Below are 17,617 nucleotides of genomic sequence, written 5' to 3'. Positions count from 1 at the left end.
GGGCGTTCGGCGTCTTGCGTCACGCTGGTGTGACGTTCGGCGTTCTGCGTCACGCTGGTGTGACGCTGGGCGACAGCGGGGGCGACATTCGGCGATGTGTGGGGGCGTTCGGCGTCTTGCGTCACGCTGGTGTGACGTTCGGCGTTCTGCGTCAGCCTGGCCCTGGCGCTACCGCCAGCTGGGCAGCCAGATCTCCATGTCCCAGGTCTGCTGGGAGATGGGCAATCCGGTCAGCACCGGGAACAGCCACGCGAAGTTGGTCACCACCAATGCCACATAACAGGACACCAGGATCATCCCCAGCGTGCGCCGTTCCTTGTTCTGGCCGGGCTGGTGCAGGATGTCGCCGAGGATCAGCGCGATCGCCATGGCCAGGAACGGGCCCATCGTCGCCGCGTAGAAGAAGTACATCTGCCGGTCGATCTCGGCGAACCACGGCAGCCACCCGGCGCAGTAGCCCACCCACACCGCGGCGTATCGCCAGTCTCGGCGAATGAACATCCGCCAGGACGCATACACCAGCACCGGCACCGCCAGCCACCACATCGCCGGGGTGCCGACCAGCATGACTGCTTTGACACACGATTGGGCGCCGCACCCCGGCACGTTGTTCTGGTCGATCGCGTACAGCACCGGCCGCAGCGACATCGGCCAGCTCCACGGTTTGGATTCCCACGGGTGATAGTTGCCCGCGGAATTCGTCAGGGTCGAATGGAAGTGGAAGGCCTTCGTGGTGTACCACCACAGCGAGCGGATGGCGTCGGGCAGCGGGACCACGCTGTGCGGACCGATCGTCTGGCCGACCTGGTGACGATCGATCGCCGTCTCGGACGCGAACCACGCCGAATAGCTGGCCAGGTAGACGGCGAAGGGGATCACCAACAGCGCGTATGCGGTGGGGAGCAGGTCGCGGCGCACCGTGCCCAGCCACGGGCGCGGTACTTGATATTGGCGGCGGGCCGCCACATCGAAGGCCAGCGACATGACGCCGAAGAACGCAATGAAATACAACCCGGACCACTTCGTCCCGAACGCCAGCCCGAGCAGCACCCCGGCGCCGAACCGCCACCACCGCACGCCCAGGCGCGGACCCCACACCGTCGCTGCGCAGCGTCCCTCGAGGAACGCGACGTGCATGCGTTGCCGCACCTGGTCGCGGTCGACGATCAGCGCGCCGAATGCGGCGACCACGAAAAACGTCAAGAAGCCGTCCAGCAACGCGGTCCGGGCGGTGACGAAGCTGACGCCGTCGCAGATCACCAGCACGCCGGCGATGCCGCCCACCAGGGTCGAGCGGCTGATCCGGCGCACGATCCGCGTCACCAACACGACCATGATCACGCCCAGCAACGCGCTGGTGAACCGCCAGCCGACGCCGGTGTACCCGAACAGTGCCTCGCCGATTGCGATCAGTTGCTTGCCGACGGGCGGGTGTACCACCAGGCCGAACCCCGGATTGTCTTCCACCCCATGGTTGTTGAGCACTTGCCAGGCCTGCGGCGCGTAGTGCTTCTCGTCGAAGATGGGGGTGCCGGCGTCGGTCGGCGAGCCCAGGTTGAGGAATCGGGTCAGCGCCGCGAACGCAGCGATCACCCCGGTGGTAATCCAGCCGCGCGAACGATCCAGCGGACCGAAGTCGGCGACGGGACGTAACAGCCCGGGGCTGGCCATGGGTATCTGGGGCGTCGCAGGCCGCTCGACGGGGTCCTCCGGCAAGACGGAGGTTTCTCGGGGCGGGGCTGTCATCACGTCGATCGTAGGCTGTCGGTCATGACCAGTGGGCGACTGTTGCTCGGCGCGACTCCGTTGGGCCTGCCATCGGATGCGTCGCCTCGCCTGATCAGGGCGCTGGCCGAGGCCGACGTAGTGGCCGCCGAGGACACCCGGCGGGTGCGCAACCTGGCCAAGGCGCTCGACATCCGGATCGCGGGCCGGGTGTTGAGCCTGTTCGACCGGGTCGAGTCGACCCGGGTTGGCGCCCTGGTCGAGGCCATCAGCTCCGGGGCGACGGTGCTGGTGGTCAGCGACGCCGGCATGCCGATCATCAGCGATCCCGGCTACCGGCTGACCACGGCGTGCGTCGAGGCCGGCCTGCCCGTGCAGTGCTTACCCGGACCGTCGGCGGTGACGACGGCGCTGGTGGTCTCGGGGCTGCCGGCAGAGAAGTTCTGCTTCGAGGGTTTCGCGCCGCGGAAGGGTTCGGCGCGGCGCAGCTGGCTGGCCTCACTCGCCGAGGAGCGGCGTACCTGTGTGTTCTTCGAGTCGCCGCGTCGGTTGGCCGCCTGCCTGCGTGACGCGGTGGAACAGCTCGGCGGACAGCGTCAAGCGGCGGTCTGTCGCGAGCTGACCAAGGTGCACGAGGAAGTGGTGCGCGGCTCGCTGGACGAGTTGGTGGCGTGGACGGCCGGTGGGGTGCTCGGCGAGATCACCGTCGTGCTGGCCGGGGCCAGCCCGCGCACCGACGTGCCCGCCCTGGTGACCGATCTGGTCGTGGAGGTGGAGAACCTGATCGACGGCGGCATCCGGATCAAGGACGCCTGCAGCCATGTCGCCGCCGGTTATCCGGAAGTGCGTCCGCGGCAACTCTACGAAGCGGTTCTGCAGTCCCGGCGCGACGAGTCTGGCGAGGAGTAACCCCTCACGTCAGATGCAGGGCCCCATGGGGATACACAGCGGCGGGTGCGGCGGCGGGCCGGGCAGTGCCGGCAGGGCCGGTAATGCTGGAAGTGCGGGCAGCCCCGGCAGGCCCGGCAGGGCCGGAAGGCCGGTCGGGATGCCGGCAGCGGCCGCCAGCGCCGGAAGCGCCGCAGCCAGCATGGCCGGGTCCACGCCCGGCAGCGCCGGTGCGCCGCCGAGCAGCGCCGGCAGGGCGGCGGCCAGCATGGCCGGATCCACACCGGGCAGGGCGCCGCCGGCCAGGGCGGGCAGTACCTGGGCCAGCATGGCCGGGTTCAGCGCCGGTAGTGCGGCGGCCAATGCGGGCAGCGCGGCCGTCAGCATCGCCGGATCGATGCCGGGGATCGGGGGCAGACCCGGGATGCCGGCCGTCAGCGCCGGCAGGGCGGCCGCGAGCACGGACGGGTTGACCGCCGAGAGCGTGGGCAGGCCGGGGATGCCGCCGGCCGCTGCCATCGCCAGTACGTCAGTCGGCGACACACCCGGCAGCCCGGGCAGTGCGTTGGAGGCCAGCGACATCAGGCTGGCCGGCGATATGCCGGGCAGTCCCGGCAGGTTCACCCCGGGTAGACCGCCCGCCCCGGCCAGACCGATCAGTCCGGCCGGCGAAATCCCGGGCAGCCCGGGCAGGTTCAGGTTCGGCAGTCCCGGCAGGCTCAACCCCGGCAGCGCCGCCGCCGGCAGGATGCCCCCGGCCGTCGGCAACAGCATGCTGCTGACCGAGTTCAACGCCCCTTGCACGCCGTTCTGTGCGACCGGAAGGATGCCCGATGACTGCAGGGCGTTGTAGGCCAGCACCACGTAGGTGACGGCCAGCGCGCTGGTACTGACCACGCTGGCCACCGTGTTACCGACACCCAGCACGCCGTTGACGACGGCCGATGCGGCGTTCACCCCGTAGGGCAGCCCGGCCAGCCCGGCCATACCGCCGGCGTAACCGTATAGGTCGGGCACACCCGGGATGCCGACGCCGGGAATCGGGCCGATGCCCGGCAGGCCGTCGTTGTAGCCGGGCGGCAGTGCCGCGGCCGGCGGCAGGGACGGGCTGGTGGCGCTCGAGGCATCGGGAAGTATCGCCGAGCCGTTGCTGCCGCCGCCGGGATTGGTGTACGCCGCCGGTGCCGGGCCGGCGGGCCGGGCTAATGCCGACGATGGCGTCTGCGGGGGTTCGATCACCGAGGGTGCGGCCTTGGGTGCCACCGCAGACGGCTTGCCGGTTTCCGGCATCAGCACCGACGCGAGTTTGTCGCACTGCTTGCCGGCGGTGCAGGTGCCGCCGGACAGGACCTTGCTCTGGTTGGAGACGGTCAGCGGCGCAACCGCCAGTGCGCCACCCAGGACGACAGCCGCCGCAGCGCCGACGATGGCAACTCTCATGACAGACCTTTCGCACCCGCTCGCGTCCCTGATGCGCGGAAACACGCATCGATGGCAGCAGCTTATGCGCACCCGGCGACTCATGTGGGCGTTCGGCGAAATCCGCGGCAGCTGCTCGAGCCGCTCGATATTTGCTCAGCTAACTCACGCGACTGGAGGTGGTGCTGGGCAGGCCGATCACCGGAGCGGCCTTGTGCAGACATTCCGCCCACTCGGCGGCGGGTACAGAATCGGCGGTTATCCCGCCGCCGACACCGAGGACGGCCCGACCCTCAGCGTCGAATTCGACGGTGCGGATCGCGACATTCAACTCGCAACCGGCCACCGGAGATATCAAACCGATTGTGCCGCAGTATATTCCGCGCCGACGATGTTCCCACTGTGAAATGAGTTGGCGGGCACGGATTTTAGGAGTACCGGTAACCGATGCCGGGGGAAAAGCGGCGTCCAGCAGCGCTGCGGTCGGCAGCTCGGGTTGCACCCGCGCCGAGACCGTGGACACCAGATGCCATACGCCCGGCGCGCGCCTGACCACCAACAACTCCGGAACAGTGACAGTGCCGGTAATCGCTACCCGGCCAAGGTCATTACGGACCAGGTCCACGATCATGATGTTCTCGGCCACTTCCTTGGGAGATGCCCGCAGTGCCGACGGCCAGGCGTCCAGCGGCAGGGTGCCCTTGATCGGACTGGACGTCACGAACTCACCCCGACGGCGCAGGAACAGCTCGGGAGACAGCGAGGCCACCGCACCCCACCGTCCGGCGAGATAGGCGGCCCGGGACGGGGCGGTGCGGGCGATACCGTCGGCGAAGAAATCCAGCGACGAACCGCGCACCGTCCCGGTGAACTGAGTGCAGACGCACGCCTGGTAGACCTCGCCGGCGCGTATCGCATCCAAACACGCCAGCACACCTTTGTAGTGTGCTGCCCGGTCTGCGGCATCCCATTCGATCTGGCACATTGGTGCCGTTCTTGCTGCCGGGGCCGCCAAGGAGTCGGCCAGCCAATCCGGCATCGCGGCACCCGAGAGGCTCTCGTACCACCACACCCCGGCGGGGTCGCGGCGCAGTACGCAGTCGGTCCAGCCACCGGCCGCCTCGGGAATCCGGTGTGGCCGTCCGTCCGCGCCGGGATCGGGGTAGGACAGGTAGCCGATCCAGCCGCCCCCCACGGCACTGAGCTGCGATGACACCGCACCCGCAGTCCCGGCGAACGCGTCGCGCACGGCGACTGGCCGCACTGCGACGCTGGGGGCGATCACGGCCAGCGCGCCGAACCACTCGCCGGTCAGCGCCGCCGGCGGCGGCAGGCCCAGGCGCACCGTGGCACGGCCGACCGCGCGCAGCACCTGCGGTGCGCCGCCCAGATCGCCGAGACGCTCGATTCGCACCGCCCTAGCTTGACAGAACGGCGGATTTCCGCACGCCAGGGTGGTATCAGCGCCGACTGATCTGTCGCGGGTTGCCCAGGGCCACCAATTTCTCCGGGTTGCGCATCGCATAGAAGTTGGTGATCTTGTCCCCGACGATCTCCACGGTGATCACACCCTGCAGTTGACCGCCCAGGTACAGCACCACGGCCGGGGCGCTGTTGCAGGTGACGGTCTGCACCTGCAGTTGCGCCTGCGTCTTGCGCAGCAGACCGATAATCGCCTTGGCCACCTTCTCGGCACCCGCGATGGGTTTGCGGGCTGCAGTGGCCTTGCCGCCGCCGTCGGCCATCCAGACCGCGTCCGGCGCGAGCATTTCCAGCAGCGCCGCCACGTCGCCGTCGGCCGCTGTGGTGAGGAACTGCCGGGTGATCTGCGCGTTGCGCTCCGGGTCGACGTCGCCGAACCGTTTGCGCCGCGCCTGGACGTGTTCCCGCGCCCGGTGCGCGATCTGGCGCACGGTCGGCGTGGGTCTGCCGACTGCGCCGGCAATCTCGGCGTAGTCGAAGCCGAACACCTCCCGCAGCACGAACACCGCGCGCTCGTCCGGGCTCAGTGTCTCCAACAGCACCAACATGGCCATCGAAACCGATTCCGCCAGAACGACATCGGCCGCCGCATCCTGGTCGTCGAGCAGCAGCGGTTCGGGCAGCCAGGGTCCGACGTACTCCTCCCGACGCCGGGCCTGGGCCCGCAATGCGTTGAGTGACTGGCGGGTGACCAGCTGGGCCAGGTAGGACTTGGTGTCGCGGACCGTCGCCAGGTCCACCTCCGCCCAGCGCAGGTAGCTGTCCTGCAGCACGTCGTCGGCTTCGGTTGCCGCACCCAAGATCTCGTAGGCGATGGTGAACAGCAGCGGGTGCAGCAGGGTGAATCGTTCTGCGTGCCCGCCGCTGTCCTTCGGCGGCTGCGTCAACGGACCGCGACCTGCTCGTCACGGGTCAGCTGCGCGGGTCGGCGACCACCCTTGAGCCAGCGGTACCAGCCGGGCTTGGCGCTCTCCTTGCGCAGGCCCCACACCGTGCCCTTGCAGACCACCTCTTTGATCGACGCGGCCAGCCGGCCACCGATGTAAAACCTGATCGGGGTGTCGTCGGTGCGGGCCAGCTGAATGGTGCCGTAGCGGCGCCCGACGCTGACGCACTGCCCGGTGAAGGCCTGGTTCAGCGCGGCCGGCGCGGTCCCGGCGACGCGAGCCAGCACGGTGTTGGCGGCTTGGGCGGCCAGCGGGATCGCCGCCTGGCAGCTCATCCGCAGCGGCTGGTTGGATGGTGCGGCAGCGTCCCCGGCGGCCACGATGCGCTGGTCGGTGATGCTGGTCAGCGTTTCGTCGGTGAGCAGACGGCCCAGCGTGTCGGTGCGCAGACCGCTGCGGGTGGCCAGGTCCGGCACGCCGAATCCGGCCGTCCACACCGTCACCGCGCTGGACGCGATCGTCCCGTCACCGAACACCACCGAATTCCACCGCACCTCGCTGACGGTGGCGGACTCGAGCACGGTGACACCCAGCTTGCGCAGGTGCCGCGCCACCGAACGCCGGCCCGGGCCACTCAACGACGGACCCAGGATGCCCCCGCAGGCCAGGGTCACCGGAAATCCCCGCTCGGCGAGTTCGCCGGCCGCCTCGATACCGGTCAAGCCGCCGCCGACCACGGTCACAGTGGCGGTGTCGGGCAGGTCGGCCAGCGCGTAGTGCAGTCGTTGCGCGTCTTCCAGTTCAGCGAGGCTGTAGGCGTACTCGGCCGCGCCGGGCACCGCGACCGGAGTGGCGCCGGTGCTGCCGACCGCATAGATCAGGTAGTCATATTCCAGCGCGCCCCCCGAGGCCAGCGACACCCGCCGCGCGGGTGCGTCGATGTGCTCGGCGCTGTCGACGACCAGACGGATGCCGCCGCCCAGCAGGGTGCCGTAGTCGACGGTGGCGGTGCCGCTCCCGGCGGCCAGTTGGTGCAGGCGGATCCGCTCCACGAATTGCGGACGGGGGTTGACCAGGGTGATGTCAACGTCGGCGCGCAGCCGAAGGTGGTTGGCGGCCATCGTCCCGGCGTAGCCACCGCCGATCACGACGACGCGCGTGCGGGCGCCGGACGGTTCGAACATTTCAGACATCGTTGTCTCCGTTTCTGGTGCGGGGTTATGTACTGGAGACACCGCAGCCCGCCGAAGCGTGACAACGGCGGCCGGCTTTGTGAGCTGTCTCACGTTCGCCGGCCGGGAGTCCGGCCCGCGGGCGGGCAGGGTGACCAATATTTCAGCGGCCGGATCGGGGCCGCGTGCTAATCTCAGATGACTGACAAACCATCCGTGACCTGCGCCGGTCCGGGTACTTTCCCAGGCAACCAGGCCGATTGAGAGCCATCCGAAGGGCTGCTTCGATTTTCGTCGGCAGGCATCGGGAAGCCGCGGCCCGCGGAGACTGCCGCTCACTGGGTTAGTCGCCCATACTGGGTGCAGTCGTTCGACACGTGCCCAGACGGAGGACCCGGTGCCGCGCAGCTTGGACCTCGTGGTCACCTCCGTAGCTACCCAGCTCATGGAGGCGACAGCGTCGACCGCTACGCAGGTCAGCGAGAAGGTCCTGGCCCAGCTCGTCGAGCAGTTCGACGTCGACGCCAGTTTCCTGCGTCACCACGACCACGACATCCGTGCCTCGGTGCTGGTTGCGGAATGGCCGCCACGTACCGACGTTCCAGACCCGGACCCGCAGGCGGTGGTGCACTTCACCAGCGCCGATCCGGTACTCGCGCAGTGTGAGCACGGCCGCAAGCCGGTGGTGATCCGGCCCGACCAGAGCAACCGGACCCTGCCGCGCTGGGTCGGCGGCGCCAAGCACACGGCTTCGCCGTCGGTAGCTGCTGCACCGCTGGTCTCGGGGGACAAGACCACCGGGGTGCTGGGTTTCGTCAAATTCGGCGCCCGGAAATGGAAGCAAGAGGAAATCAACACCCTCGAGGCGGTGGCGGCGCTGTTCGCCCAGCTGCAGGCCCGGATCGCCGCCGAGGAGAAGCTGCGTTACCTCGCCGAGCATGACGACCTGACCGGGTTGTACAACCGTCGGGCGCTGGTGGCGCACCTGTCCGACCGGCTGGCCAGTGGCAATCCCGGCCCCGTTGCAGTGCTCTACATGGACCTGGACCGGTTGAAGTCGATCAACGACTACCTCGGCCACACCGCCGGCGACTGGTTCATCCGCGTCTTCGCCCAGCGGCTGCGGGTGTGCGCCGGAAGTCAGAGCATGATTGCCCGACTGGGCGGCGACGAATTCGTCGTCATCCCCGACCAGACCATGTCCAGTGGCGCGGCCGAATCCTTCGCCCGCCGGCTCGGCACCATGCTGCGCGAACGGCTGTCGATCGGCGGCCACCAGATCACCCGCACGGTCAGCATCGGGCTGGCGGTCGGCATGCCGGGCCGCGACAACAGCACCGACCTGCTGCGCCGGGCCGACGAGGCGGTGCTGACGGCCAAACGGGCCGGCGGCAACCAGGTCGCCCTGTCCACCGACGACATGTCGCTCAAGAGCGCTTTCCGCAACGACATCGAACTGCACCTGCAGGGCGACATCGACAGTGAAGCCCTGCTGCTGCACTACCTACCCGAGGTCGACCTGTGGACCGGCGCCATCGTGGCAGCCGAAGCGCTGGTGCGCTGGCGGCACCCGATCTGGGGTCTGTTGCTGCCGGATTCGTTCATCGGCGTCGCCGAATCCACCAATCTCGCCGGTGAACTCGGCCGCTGGGTGATGCGCAGCGCCTGCGCCGAATTCAGCCGCTGGCGGTCCAACGGGGTGGGGCAGAGCGCGATCCTGCGCATCAACGTCTCGCCCGTGCAACTGATCACCCGCGGCTTCGTCCGCACCGTCGCCGATACCATCGAAGAGTTCGGCATCGACGGGGGCTCGGTGTGCCTCGAGATCACCGAGCGTGCGGTGGTGCACGACATCGAAGCGACCCGCAAGACGCTGCACGAGCTCAAAGAGGTCGGTGTGCAGATCGCGATCGACGACTTCGGCACCGGCTACGCGGTGCTGTCGCATTTGAAGTCGCTGCCCGTGGACATGCTCAAGATCGATACCGGCTTCGTCCGCGACCTCGGCACCAACGCCGGTGACCTGGCGATCGTGCGCGCCATCATCGGTCTGGCCGAGGCGTTCGGGCTGCAACTGGTCGCCGAGGGAGTCGAAACCCCGGCTGCCGCACTGACTTTGATGCAACACGGATGCCACCGGGCGCAGGGATTCCTGTTGTCGCGCCCCGTTCCGGGCGACGCCATGGAGGCGTTGCTGTCCGCGCGCTGGATGCCGATGCCGTTCCTCGCCGACCGCGAGGCGCTCACGCTCGGCGCAATCTGACCCAAGCAGAGAATGGTTCGAACAATCAGAAAATTCACGTTAATCGCTGTCGCGTGCGTGACCGTCGTGGTCGCCGGCACGGCTCTGTTGATCGGCGGATGCGGTCGCAGCCACACCGATCCCGGTCCGTTGACGGCGATGGTGAGTCCGGCCATCCCGGCGGCCGCCCAGGAAATATCCAACCCGCTGCGCGGCCAGTACGAGAACCTGCTGGAACCGCTGTTTCCGCAGGGGGATACCGCGCAGCAACGGTATCCGGCGTGGCCCGCGTCCTTCGACGCCAGCCTGCGGGTGACCTGGCGCCAGCTGCAACCGGTCGACCCGGCCACGCTGCCGCCGGACGCGCCGGATGAGCTCAGGTTCGACTTCAGCGTCATCGACGACGCGTTGAACAAGCTGGCCGAACGCCACATGCGGCTGACGCTGCGGGTCCAGGCCTACAACTCCTGCTGCAACGTCACCTATCCGAACAACACCAATATCGAGATTCCCGACTGGGAACGCGCCAAGTCGACCACCAACACCAGCTACAACGGACCGGCCACCGGGCCGGCGGCCGGGGTGACGCAGGTGGTGCCGAACTTCAACGACCCCACCTACCTCCACGATTTCGGGCAGTTGCTGGCCGCGCTCGGCCGACGCTACGACAACGACGAACGGCTCAGCGTCTTCGAGTTCTCCGGTTACGGGGACTTCAGCGAAAACCACATCTCGTTCTTGAAGGAGGCGCTGAACGCGCCGGGTCCGGCGCCGCAGGACAGTGAACGCCTGCTGGGGTATTACAGCCAGTACGGCGACCAGAACATCACTAAGGCGTCCATCACCGAGCTGGTGGCGGCCAACGTCAATGCCTTCCCGCACACCCAGCTGGTTGCCACGCCGAACAACCCGGAGATCATGCGGCAGCTGTTGGCCGACGATGTCACCAGGAAACTGGTCGCGCCGGTCGGTGTCCGGTCGGACTGCCTCGGCGTCTACGCGCCGCTACCCACCTGGGCCGAATCCTCGTCGCACTATGCGCAGACCCAGGATCCGCTGGTCCAACAGCTCACCGAACGCCTCGCGAAGGCGCCGGTGATCACCGAGTGGTGTCAGCTGCCGAACGGGATCACCCCGCAGCAGTACTACGAGAAGGGTCTGCGCGACGTGATTCGCTATCACGTGTCGATGACGTCGAGCACCAACTTCCCGGACCAGGACGCGACCTCGCCGATGGATCCCAAACTGTATGTCCTGTGGGCACAGGCCAACGCCGTTGCCGGGTACCGCTATTCGGTGGAAGCCCGGCCAGGTTCGCAGTCGCTGCAGGACAAGGTCGCCTCGATCTCGGTCAACTGGACCAACTTCGGTGCTGCCGCGGCGACCGAGAAGTGGACCGTGAGCTACCGGGTGGTCGACTTCGCCGGACAGACGGTACGGACCCTGCCCGGCACCGTAGACCTCAGAACCCTGGTGCCCGACGCGTCCGGCGACCGCAATGTCGACCAACCACCGCCGGCGTCGGCGACCGAGACGGTGAAAGTCGACCTCAAAGGTCTGCCGCCGGGCCACTACACGGTGCGCGCCGCCGTCGAGTGGCAACAGCACAAGCCCAACGGCTCGCATGCGGTGACCTATCCGCCCATGCGGCTGGCGCGCGACGGCCGCGACGACTCCGGCTTCTATCCGATAGCCACCCTCGATGTGCCCCGTGCGACGCTGGCAACCCCGGCCGCGTCGTGACCGAAAAGTGCCGCTACTTGCGGCGGCGGCCCTGCGGCCGGTATGCAGACAGAACTGACGCTATTCAGGCGGCGTCCGCTCAGGAGGTTTAGTGGGGGATGGATTTCCGTACCTTTGTTCGGACTCTCCTGCTGCATTGGAAGCTCTTCACGGGCGCGGTGCTGGCGTGTTTGGCTGGGGCAGCGGCCATTACGGTTCTGCAGACCAAGAGTTATGAGTCCACGGCCACCGTCTTGGTGTCGTTCTCGGGTGAGACGGATCTGATGCAGGTGTACCAGGGCACGCAGGCCGCGCAGGAACGATTGTCGTCGTATGCGGCGATCGCCGGCGGGCACGCGGTGGCCGAACGTGCGGTGGCGCAGTTCCACCTCCCGATCAGCCCGGACGACCTGGCCAACCAGACCAAGGTGGCGTTCACGCCGAAGTCCACCCTGTTCACCATCACCGTCACCGACACCGATCCCAATCGGGCCGCGAAGCTGGCCAAGGCCGTCGCCGACGAGTTCACCCTGATGGTCGGCACGCTGGGCGGCAGTCCGAAGGCGCTGGGCGCGCCGGCGAGCACCGCTACGTCGCAGCCCCCGTCGCCGACGCCGTCGGCTCCGCCTACCGACGGCGAGCAACCCACCCCGACACCACCCACCGAGACGACGACGACGTCGGAAACAGCGACGACGCCAACGAACCCGAACGGTACGGTGCTGCCGGTGGCCCGTGCGACGGTCATCGAACAGCCCGGGGTGCCGGACAAGCCGTCCAAGCCGGTACCGGTGCGCAACATGGCGATGGGTCTGGTGGCTGGTCTGTTGTTGGGCACCGGGGTGGCGCTGACCCGCGAGGCCGCCGACCGCACGGTGCGCGACCGCGCGAAGCTGGAGAACCTCACCGGTCTGCCGACGCTGGCCGAGTTGCCCGGACACCGGGGCAACGCACCACGATTCGGCACCGACATCTCGTTCGACGACGCGGTGCGCGGCCTGCGGGCGCGGCTGCTGCGGGCGATGGGACCCGGCGCCAACCGGGTGCTGCTGACCGCGCCCTTCGGCGGCGAGGGGACCACGACGACCGCGATCAACCTGTCCCGGGCCTTCGCCGAACTCGGTGAGGACGTGCTGCTGATCGAAGGCGACACCCGGCGACCGGTGATCGCGCCGCTGCTGAAAGTCGAATCGGGGGAGGGACTGTCCAACGCGCTGTCCAACCCCGAGATCGCCACCGAGGCCACCAAGCCGACGTCGATTCCCAAGCTGTTCGTGCTGGCGGCGCGCTCGGTGCGCCGCGAAACCCTGCCCATCAGCGCGTATCTGCCCGAGGTGTTGGACACGGTGCTCAAGGATGTCGCGAAGACGTTCGAGCGGACGGTTGTCGACGGCCCGGCGGTGCTGGCGACAGCCGACTCCGGTCTGCTCGGCGGCGCGGTGGATGCCACGGTGCTGGTGGCCCGGGCCGGGCGCACCACCGAGGACGAGCTGTCCGACGCGCTGACCGCACTGCGGGCGGCCGGTGCCAACGTGGTGGGCACGGTGCTGACCGACGCCCGGATCGCCCGGCACACCCGGGCGGCCACCCGCACCTACCGCGCCAAGGTCAGTGGCCCGGCGTGATTCTCTACCTGCGGAGTCGTCATCGCCTGGCGGTGGCCGCCGTGGTGTTGACGGTGTTTCTGCTGGGCTGCTTCGTTTACGGCGCACTGTCGGTGCGCAACACCACGCAGGGCATCATGCTGGTGGGGTTGACGTTCTTCCTGATCGTCTATTGGGCCAAACCGGAATTGATGATCGGGTTGGCCCTGTTTCTGGACTTCGCGGCGCTGCCGCAAGGCCTGCACGTCGGCAAAGTGGTTGGGCCCGTGTCGATTTACGCCTCGCACGTGGTGCTGATTCTGGCGATCTGCTTCGTGCTGCCCGTGGTGCGGCTGCGCATGTCCGAGTACCTGTTGCCGGGGATGTTCGCGCTGACAGTGATTTACTTTGCCGCGGTTGGGTTTTCGACCGGACACAATCCCGCGATCGTGGTGCGCGAAGCGACTTTCCTGTTCGAGATGATCGCGGGTTTTGTGCTGGCGCTGGTGATTGTGTACGGCGACTACATCCTGCTCTCGATCCACGCGATGGCGTTCACGCTGTGGTTTTCAGCGGGAATGGCGTTGCTCGCTTCGTCGGGCGGTATCCGACTGGCGGGCCGGACCGAGAGTCTGCAGGCCGACACCGGCGACGCCGCCAACCGGGTGATCACCAACAGCCTGATACCGGCCATCGCCGTGCTCACCGCGCTGGTCGCCGCGCAGATCGCCGGGCGGGTGAAGCCGATCGCCTACCTCGCGCTCGGTCTTCCGGCACTGGTCATCGCCGTTCTTGCGTTCTCCCGCAACACAATACTGTCGGTGGGCGTCGCCGCCATCGTCGCGTTCTTCGCCAGCATGGGCTGGTCTGCGGTGCGCCGGGCCGCGCGGCTGGCGCTCACCGGGGCCGGAATTCTGGCGGTGACGATTCCCGGTGCGCTGTTCCTGCTGGGCGATTCGTCGGCGGGGGTGTGGCTGGCCCACCAGATCACCGGCTTCAGTCACCGGGTGCTGGGTCGATCGACCGGCGCCGCACTGACCGCCGACCCGTCGACGCTGGCCAGATTCGCCGAGGACCGACATCTGAACGAGGAGATCGCGGCGGCGCCGGTGTTCGGCCACGGGCTCGGTTATGCCTATCAGTTGCCGTTCGGGGGCGGTGACGATCCCAACGAATTCACCGAGACGCTGGGCACCACGTATGCGCACAATTTCTACCTGTGGTGGCTGGCCAAGTCCGGTGCGGTGGGGATGACGGCGTTCGCCGTGTTCGCGCTGACCCCTTTGGTACGGGCGCTGCGCAGCGCGTCGGTGCCGGCGAAGATCAGCGCGGCGACAGCCACCGGCCTGTTGGTGATGTCCATCATCGATCCGTTGCCGGAGGACCCGGCCAACTCAATGACGTTGGGTCTGGCGCTGGGTGCGGCGTTGGCGTTCGCCAAGGTCGGCCGGCGATCAGCCAAATACGCTGAAGCGCAGGAATTTGCAGCTGATGTGCCGGCTGACCCCGCACCGGCGGCACAGGCGGTCCGGTGACGGCGAAGCGGCCGGCGCTGCGGGTTTTGGTGGTGGGTCCGGCGCCGGCGCAGGCGGCCAGCCGTGGCGGCATGGCCACGGTGATCACCCTGATGGCTGCGCACCCCGATGACCGCGTCCGGATCACCGTGGTGCCCACCTACATCGAGGGTTCCTTCTGGTACCGGCGCTGGGTCGGTCTGTCCGGAATGCTGCGCGCCACCTGGCTGCTGCTGCGGGATCGGGCCGACGTTCTGCACATCCACCTCGCGCACGGCGGCAGCGTGGTGCGCAAGGCGTTGCCGTTGGCGGCGGCGCGGCTGGCCAAGGTGCCCACCGTGGTGCACGCGCACAGCTACGACTTCGGCGGCTGGTTCGACGGGTTGCCGCCGTGGGCGCAGTGGGTGGTTCGGCGGGTGCTGGTGGCCGACCAGTGGTTGGTGTTGGGCACCCGGCACGTCCAGGAATACGCCGACCGACTGCGGTTGGCCGACGACCGGATCCAGGTGCTCAACAACGCCGTGCCGATTCCGCACCGCCCGGTCGCTCAATCGAATGTCGAAGCGGTACATGCGGTTTCGCTCGGCAGGCTGGGTGTGCGCAAGGGCAGCTATGACCTGATCGACGCCGTCGCCGCCCTCGATCCCGAAATTCGCGGCCGGCTACGGTTGACGCTGGCCGGCGACGGTGAGGTGGACCAGGCACGCGCGGCGGTGGCGGCGGCCGGCGTCGCGGACACGATTCATGTTGCGGGATGGGTGGATCCAGCGGCCAGGGACGAATTGCTCGGCGCCGCACACATCTTCGTGCTGCCGAGTTACGACGAGGGCTTACCGATGGCGTTGCTGGAGGCGATGGCCTACGGCCTGGCGCCGGTGACGACGTTGGTGGGCAGCATCGGCGAGGCGATTACCGACCGGGTGAATGGTCTGGTGGTCGAGCCCGGCCGTCCCGACCAGATCGCAGCTGCACTGACCGAACTACTCAAGGACGATGCGCTGCGCGCCGAGCTCGGCGCAGCGGCCCGCGACCGGGCCGGGGACTTCGGCCTGGACCGCTGGTATCAGCGGCTGGATCAGGTGTGGGCGGATGTGCGTGCCACCGCCGGGGAAGGTGAGACATTGTCAGCGAAAGACCGCTTGCTGCACAGCAGCGCCGCCAATTGGGCGGCGAAGTTCGTGACGGTGCGCAACGTGGGCCGGGTGCTGGGCCGGACCGCGATGGCGACGGCGACCGAGGCGTTGTGGCGCCGCCGGTCGACCCAGGATCTGGCCATGGTCGTGGCAGATCACTTCTCGCCCAGCGGCGCAACCGTGGTCGACGTCGGCGCCAGCTGGGGGTTGTTCACCTATCACCTGGCTCGCCGGGTCGGAAAGTCCGGTCAGGTCTACAGTTTCGAGCCGCACCCGGACAACGCGCCGATGTTGCGCAAGCTCGACCGGGCGCTGCCCTACGTCCACTTCAACCAGGCCGCGGTTTCCGACGAGCCCGGCACCGCGCAACTGTTGGTGCCCGCGCGGCACAACCGGCAGGTGACGGCGCAGGGCAGCCTGGCGCACGGGTTCGACGGGCAGGGGGTGGACGTCCGCAAGATCGACGTGCCCCTGGTTCGCCTCGACGACGTGTTGACCGACGTTGCCGTCGACTTCGTCAAGATCGATGTCGAAGGACACGAGATGTCCGTTCTGCGTGGGGGTTCGGCGATGTTCCGGCGCTGCCGGCCGACCATCCTGATCGAGATCGAGCAGCGGCACCTGTCGGTGCCCATCGCGGAGGTCTTCCGGCTGATCGAGGATCTCGGTTACCACCTGTTCTACGTCCGCGACACGGCGCTGCGGCCGATCGCTGATTTCGACGTGGCGCGCGACCAGGTGTCGATGGTGGATTCGGGTGAGTTCCATCCCTTCGCCATGCCGAAGGGGTACGTGCATGACTTCTGCGCGGTCTCGTCGCCGGAGTTGGTGTCGGCGTTTGTGCGCTGAACTTACTGAGCGAGATGGCTTGTCCCACGCGTCACGTCTGTAACTCCAGGGGCGCGGTGATGTCTTCTGAATTGTGGTGGCGCATCTGCTATCACCTGGCGTCCGGGGTGCGGTGGCCGCTAATGTGTTAGACGCATTCCGGTGCCGTTCGGTTCCGTCTATCTTGAGCGAATGATGTTCTGGCGCAATCGTTTATCGCTCATCTGGTTGTCGGTGGTGGTTCGTAGAATCATCGGTATGGCAACGAGTTCGCGTGATGAGATCGTGGCGGTCTTCGACGCCCTGGATGCTGGGGTGGATCGGTTGTGTGGGTTGTCGTTTGAGGTGTTGACCACCCCGGAGCGGTTGGCGCGTTGGAGCGTCTGGAACGGGTGGCGCGGCGGTTGCGGGTCCCGCAGCACCCGTTGATCAATCAGCTCGCCGCCCAGGCCGACAAAACCGAGTTGGGTGGCACGTTGTGTGAGGCGCTGGCCACCGGGTTGGGCATCACCAAACCCTGCGCCGGGCGCCGCATCGCCGAGGCCGCGGATCTGGGTCCGCGCCGGGCGTTGACCGGCCAACCGTTGGAGCCGGTGCTGACCGCGACCGCAGCCGGCCAGCGCGCCGGGCGCATCGGCGACGGGCAGATCGCGGTGATCCGCGACTTCTTCAAACATCTGCCCGCGGCGGTCGATGTGTTGACCCGCGAGGCCGCCGAAGCCGACCTGGCCGACAAAGCCACCTGGCAACGCCCCGATGAGCTGGCCGGCTACGCCCGCCAAATCATGAACTGCCTGCACCCTGACGGGGACTTCTCCGATGAGGAACGCACCCGATCGCGCGGGATCACCCTAGGTGCCCAGCAGCGTGACGGCATGTCCACGATCAGCGGGCTGATCACCCCCGAGCTGCGGGCGGCGATCGAAGCGCTGTGGGCGAAACTGGCCGCCCCGGGCATGGCCAACCCCGCCGACCAAGCCCCGGTCATCGACGGTGAACCCGACCCCGAGGTCGCCGGTGGG

The 17,617-nt window shown here is 68.1% G+C and carries 11 protein-coding genes and 1 pseudogene; 7 read left to right on the top strand and 5 right to left on the bottom strand.

The window, feature by feature from the left end; translation table 11 throughout:
* Positions 1–168 precede the first annotated feature (168 nt).
* Positions 169–1,671, bottom strand: a complete 1,503-nt coding sequence (locus tag AC5Y3Z_RS25485) for a dolichyl-phosphate-mannose--protein mannosyltransferase (protein WP_463827512.1) — start codon at positions 1,669–1,671, stop codon at positions 169–171.
* 99 nt (positions 1,672–1,770) lie between these two features.
* Between AC5Y3Z_RS25485 and rsmI the strand changes: the two genes are divergently transcribed.
* Positions 1,771–2,634 (top strand): 16S rRNA (cytidine(1402)-2'-O)-methyltransferase, encoded by an 864-nt coding sequence (gene rsmI / locus AC5Y3Z_RS25480; protein ID WP_463827433.1) that lies wholly within the window; start codon positions 1,771–1,773, stop codon positions 2,632–2,634.
* 9 nt (positions 2,635–2,643) lie between these two features.
* Here rsmI and AC5Y3Z_RS25475 read toward each other — a convergent pair whose 3' ends face one another.
* From AC5Y3Z_RS25475 to AC5Y3Z_RS25460, 4 genes are all read right to left on the bottom strand, one after another.
* The gene (locus tag AC5Y3Z_RS25475; protein ID WP_463827434.1) at positions 2,644–4,053 is read right to left on the bottom strand and encodes a hypothetical protein; all 1,410 of its coding nucleotides are present in this window, start codon (positions 4,051–4,053) and stop codon (positions 2,644–2,646) included.
* A 139-nt stretch (positions 4,054–4,192) separates the two neighbouring features.
* Entirely contained in the window at positions 4,193–5,446 is a 1,254-nt protein-coding gene (locus tag AC5Y3Z_RS25470; RefSeq protein WP_463827435.1) for an aminodeoxychorismate synthase component I, read from the bottom strand.
* Between the two features lie 46 nt (positions 5,447–5,492).
* The gene (locus tag AC5Y3Z_RS25465) at positions 5,493–6,401 is read right to left on the bottom strand and encodes an RNA polymerase sigma-70 factor (RefSeq protein WP_463827436.1); all 909 of its coding nucleotides are present in this window, start codon (positions 6,399–6,401) and stop codon (positions 5,493–5,495) included.
* Positions 6,398–7,585, bottom strand: coding sequence for an NAD(P)/FAD-dependent oxidoreductase (locus tag AC5Y3Z_RS25460; RefSeq protein ID WP_463827513.1), 1,188 nt, complete (start codon positions 7,583–7,585; stop codon positions 6,398–6,400). The genes AC5Y3Z_RS25465 and AC5Y3Z_RS25460 overlap by 4 nt, the downstream gene beginning before the upstream one ends.
* 385 nt (positions 7,586–7,970) lie before the next feature.
* Between AC5Y3Z_RS25460 and AC5Y3Z_RS25455 the strand changes: the two genes are divergently transcribed.
* From AC5Y3Z_RS25455 to AC5Y3Z_RS25430, 6 genes and pseudogenes are all read left to right on the top strand, one after another.
* On the top strand, positions 7,971–9,836 hold the full coding sequence (locus AC5Y3Z_RS25455) for a putative bifunctional diguanylate cyclase/phosphodiesterase (RefSeq protein WP_463827437.1): 1,866 nt from the start codon (positions 7,971–7,973) through the stop codon (positions 9,834–9,836).
* Positions 9,837–9,848: 12 nt separating this feature from the next.
* Positions 9,849–11,558, top strand: a complete 1,710-nt coding sequence (locus AC5Y3Z_RS25450; protein ID WP_463827438.1) for a copper resistance CopC family protein — start codon at positions 9,849–9,851, stop codon at positions 11,556–11,558.
* Between the two features lie 98 nt (positions 11,559–11,656).
* Positions 11,657–13,162: a tyrosine-protein kinase domain-containing protein gene (locus tag AC5Y3Z_RS25445; protein WP_463827439.1), complete on the top strand. Its 1,506-nt coding sequence runs from the start codon at positions 11,657–11,659 to the stop codon at positions 13,160–13,162.
* A complete protein-coding gene (locus tag AC5Y3Z_RS25440; RefSeq protein ID WP_463827440.1) occupies positions 13,159–14,655 on the top strand; it encodes an O-antigen ligase family protein in 1,497 nt (498 codons plus the stop codon). The genes AC5Y3Z_RS25445 and AC5Y3Z_RS25440 overlap by 4 nt, the downstream gene beginning before the upstream one ends.
* Positions 14,652–16,616, top strand: a complete 1,965-nt coding sequence (locus AC5Y3Z_RS25435) for an FkbM family methyltransferase (protein WP_463827441.1) — start codon at positions 14,652–14,654, stop codon at positions 16,614–16,616. Before AC5Y3Z_RS25440 ends, AC5Y3Z_RS25435 begins: the two co-directional genes overlap by 4 nt.
* A gap of 237 nt (positions 16,617–16,853) precedes the next feature.
* Positions 16,854–17,617 (top strand): annotated as a pseudogene (locus AC5Y3Z_RS25430) (DUF222 domain-containing protein); the annotation flags it as partial.

The sequence above is a fragment of the Mycobacterium sp. NGS61 genome, assembly GCF_059812325.1.
The sequence above is the reverse complement of the archived record's forward strand: the minus strand, read 5'-3'. Positions and strand labels throughout refer to the sequence as shown.